Source organism: Thalassospira sp. UBA4513, from assembly GCF_002388495.1.
GTDB lineage: Bacteria > Pseudomonadota > Alphaproteobacteria > Rhodospirillales > Thalassospiraceae > Thalassospira > Thalassospira tepidiphila.
Map to the genome: position 1 here is coordinate 83,426 of NZ_DGMR01000008.1, position 2,429 is coordinate 85,854.

Below are 2,429 nucleotides of genomic sequence, written 5' to 3' on the forward strand. Positions count from 1 at the left end.
GTCCGCGCGCAGCAGGGCTTCTTTACCATTGAACGCACCTGCCCGAGCTGCCATGGCAAAGGCAAGATCATCAAGAACCCGTGCAAATCCTGCCACGGTGTTGGTCGCCTCGAAAAGGAAAAGACCCTTCAGGTCACCATTCCGGCCGGTGTCGAAGATGGCACGCGCATTCGCCTGGCGGGCGAGGGCGAGGCAGGCACCAATGGTGCGCCTCCCGGGGATTTGTATATCTTCCTCGATATCGGGCATCACCGCTTCTTCCAGCGCGAAGGGGCCAACCTGTATTGCCGGATTCCGATCCCGATGGGCAAAGCCGCCCTTGGTGGCACCATCGAGGTGCCGACCATCGAAGGCACGCGCACCCGGATCAATATCCCGGCCGGTACCCAGTCCGGTCAGCAGCTTCGTCTGCGCGGCAAGGGGATGAGCATCCTGCGCTCGCAGGCGCGCGGTGACATGTTTGTCGAAGTCAGCGTCGAAACTCCGGTTAATCTGACAGACCGTCAGAAAGAACTGCTTGAGGAATTCGACGAGATTTCGCGCGAACAGGGGTCCAGCCCGGAAAGCGAAGGGTTCTTTTCCAAGATGAAGGAAATCTGGAAAGACCTGACCGACTGATCGGCTTGCGCTTAAAAGATCAATATCTCAAACCCCCGGCCGCTTTGCCGGGGGTTTTGTTTTGCGCTGTCGGAGCCGTGTGTTAAAGCAATTACGAGTTTGAATTTGCTTGCCCGGAGGAGACCGGAAATGAAGATCGGGATTGTTGGATGTGCTGGCCGTATGGGGCGGATGTTGGTCAATGAAACGGCCAAGACCAAGGGCTGTGAAGTTGGTGGTGGCACCGATCTGCCCGGAAGCCCGTTCATCGGCAAGGACATAACCCTGATCGCCGGTCTTGAAGAAAGTGGCGTTGTGGTTGGCGATGATCCCAAGGCACTGTTTGAAGCGGTTGATGCGGTGATCGATTTCACCGCACCGGCAGCGACGATGAAACACGCGAAACTGGCCGCCGAAACCGGCACCATCCTTGTTATCGGCACCACAGGGCTTTCCAACGATCAGAAGGACGAGTTGAAGGTCGCTGCCAAAAAGGCCCCGATCATCTTTGCGCCCAATATGAGTGTCGGTGTGAACCTTGCCTTCGCACTGGTCGAGAAGGTGGCGAGCGTCCTTGACAAGGATGTGGCCGACATCGAAATCGTTGAGATGCACCACAAACACAAGGTCGATGCCCCGTCAGGTACCGCGCTTGGCCTTGGTGAAGCCGCCGCCAAGGGGCGTGGGGTTAATCTGGATGATGTTGCGGTCCGATCGCGTGATGGCCACACAGGTGCGCGTGAAGACGGCACCATCGGCTTTGCAACGCTTCGCGGTGGTGACGTGGTTGGCGATCACACGGTTGTTTTTGCCTGCGAGGGCGAGCGGATCGAGATCACCCACAAGGCATCCTCACGAGAAGTCTTTGCCAAGGGCGCGGTTCGCGCCGCCAAATGGGCCGAAGGCAAGGCGCCGGGGCTTTATTCCATGCGTGAAGTTTTGGGGCTTTAATCTAGTTCTGCGGACTAGCGAGCCTCAGATAGCCGCGATAAACTGCAAGCACGATATCAGCATCAAGTTCTGGGTTGTTGTATTTCCCATCTTTGATTGCCTGATTTGCTTCACGGACGCTCATGCCATCTCGTAGGCACTCCGACCAAATTTGGAAACGGTACCCGGACTGTTTGGTTAAAGCTCGGCTTATGGGAAGCTCTGTGCGTTGAAGCACCAAATCTTCCCGAAGCCTGTAGTGACGGCAAAATTCTCTTGATACCTCGCCCTTGGCGGACTTTGAAAGTTCGGCAAAAGCGATGTAGTCGACCTCTTGAAGACTATTTGAGCGAAGATCCATATTCATAAGTGCTCTCCTCGACTGTCATCAAGGCATAGCGAAGATTGTAAATGATGCTCAGGCACTAGCCGAGAAGTTTTGAGCAAATATCTCGGTTAGCACTTGGCTTCAGTTAATGCGCGTCGGCCCAGCTATCCCCGATGCCGGCATCGGCAATCAGCGGTACGGACAGGTGGGCGGCGTTTTCCATGACTTCGCGGATGGTTTTGATCGCCTTTTCGGCTTCGTCTTCCGGGGCCTCAAAGATCAATTCATCGTGGACCTGAAGCAGCATGCGGGTTTTGAGTCCCGCATCAACCAAGGCACCTGGCACCGCAATCATCGCGCGTTTGATGATGTCGGCTGCACCGCCCTGAATGGGCGCGTTGATCGCGGCACGTTCGCCAAAGCTTCGGCGCATGCCGTTTTTGTCGTTGATGCCGTTGATATGGATATGGCGGCCAAACAGGGTGCGGACAAAGCCGTGCTTTTTGGCGAATTCCTTGGCCTCGTCCATGTAATCGCGGATGCCTGGATAAATCTCGAAATAGGCTTCGATGAA

Annotated in this window: 4 protein-coding genes; 2 read left to right on the forward strand and 2 right to left on the reverse strand. The window is 55.8% G+C overall.

What is annotated here, in order from left to right:
- Positions 1–618, forward strand: a 618-nt coding sequence (locus B2T33_RS03190) for a DnaJ C-terminal domain-containing protein (protein ID WP_286791134.1), incomplete at its 5' end; no start/stop codon positions are given.
- A gap of 129 nt (positions 619–747) precedes the next feature.
- Complete coding sequence (dapB, locus tag B2T33_RS03195) at positions 748–1,548, forward strand: 4-hydroxy-tetrahydrodipicolinate reductase (protein WP_286791135.1); 801 nt, start codon at positions 748–750, stop codon at positions 1,546–1,548.
- Between the two features lies 1 nt (position 1,549).
- On the opposite strand, the gene B2T33_RS03200 is transcribed toward dapB, so the two are convergent.
- Positions 1,550–1,894, reverse strand: a complete 345-nt coding sequence (locus B2T33_RS03200; protein WP_286791136.1) for a hypothetical protein — start codon at positions 1,892–1,894, stop codon at positions 1,550–1,552.
- 106 nt (positions 1,895–2,000) lie between these two features.
- On the reverse strand, positions 2,001–2,429 hold a 429-nt coding region (locus tag B2T33_RS03205; RefSeq protein ID WP_286791137.1), incomplete at its 5' end, for a DNA polymerase.

Excerpts from the sequence above, each read along its gene's own strand:
- dapB (WP_286791135.1), top strand. The coding sequence starts at position 748 with ATGAAGATCGGGATTGTTGGATGTGCTGGCCGTATGGGGCGGATGTTG.
- B2T33_RS03200 (WP_286791136.1), bottom strand. The coding sequence starts at position 1,894 with ATGAATATGGATCTTCGCTCAAATAGTCTTCAAGAGGTCGACTACATC.